This window comes from Dietzia sp. B19 (assembly GCF_014145155.1).
GTDB classification, from domain to species: Bacteria; Actinomycetota; Actinomycetes; order Mycobacteriales; family Mycobacteriaceae; genus Dietzia; species Dietzia natronolimnaea.
Map to the genome: position 1 here is coordinate 1 of NZ_JAALED010000125.1, position 1004 is coordinate 1004.

Annotated in this window: 1 protein-coding gene; it reads left to right on the plus strand. The window is 72.5% G+C overall.

Annotated elements, in window-relative coordinates; genetic code table 11:
* A partial coding sequence (cofG, locus tag G6020_RS04760) for a 7,8-didemethyl-8-hydroxy-5-deazariboflavin synthase CofG (RefSeq protein ID WP_182609838.1) occupies positions 1–1004 on the plus strand: 1004 nt, incomplete at both ends.

The window sequence follows — 1004 nt, forward strand, 5'->3', positions numbered from 1 at the left end:
CGCGCTGCGCCGGGCCTCCGACGGGCTCACCCTCGACGTGACCGAGGCGGCGGTGTTGCTGGCCGCGCGCGGAGACGATCTCGTCCGGCTGACCGGGCTGGCGGCCGCGCGTCGCGACGCCCGCCTCCTCGACGAGGGGCGTCCGGGGGTGGTGACGTACTCCCGCAAGGTGTTCGTCCCGCTCACCCGCCTGTGCCGCGACCGCTGCCACTACTGCACCTTCGTCACCGTGCCGGGGAAACTCCGGGCCGCCGGCGAGGGCATGTTCCTCGACCCCGACGAGGTGGTGGACCTGTGCCGGCGCGGCGCGGAGGCCGGGTGCAAGGAGGCGCTCTTCACGTTGGGCGACCGACCGGAGGACCGGTGGCCCGAGGCGAGGGAGTGGCTCGAATCGCGCGGCTTCTCCTCGACGCTGGACTACGTCCGGGCCATGGCCATCCGGGTGTTGGAGGAGACCGGTCTGCTGCCGCACCTCAATCCCGGCGTGATGAGCTGGTCGGAGATGTCCACCCTCAAGCCGGTCGCACCGTCCATGGGGATGATGCTCGAGACCACGGCCACGAGGTTGTTCACCACCCCGGGTGCGTGTCACCACGGCAGCCCGGACAAGGACCCGGCCGTGCGGCTGCGCACCCTGACCGACGCGGGGCGTCTCGCGGTGCCGTTCACCTCGGGGATCCTGGTGGGGATCGGGGAGAACAGGACCGAGCGGGCCGACAGTCTGCTCGCGCTGGCCGGGCTGGCCAGGGAGTTCGGACACCTCCAGGAGGTGATCGTCCAGAACTTCCGGGCCAAGCCCGACACCGCCATGCGCGACTCGGCCGACGCGGACACCGACGAGTTCCTCGCCGCGATCGCCGTCGCGCGCCTGGTGCTCGACCCGCGGGTCGCCGTCCAGGCCCCGCCGAACCTGGTCGACCGGCAGGACGTGCTGGCCCTCATCGGCGCGGGGGTGGACGACCTGGGCGGCATCTCCCCGCTCACACCCGACCACGTCAACCCCG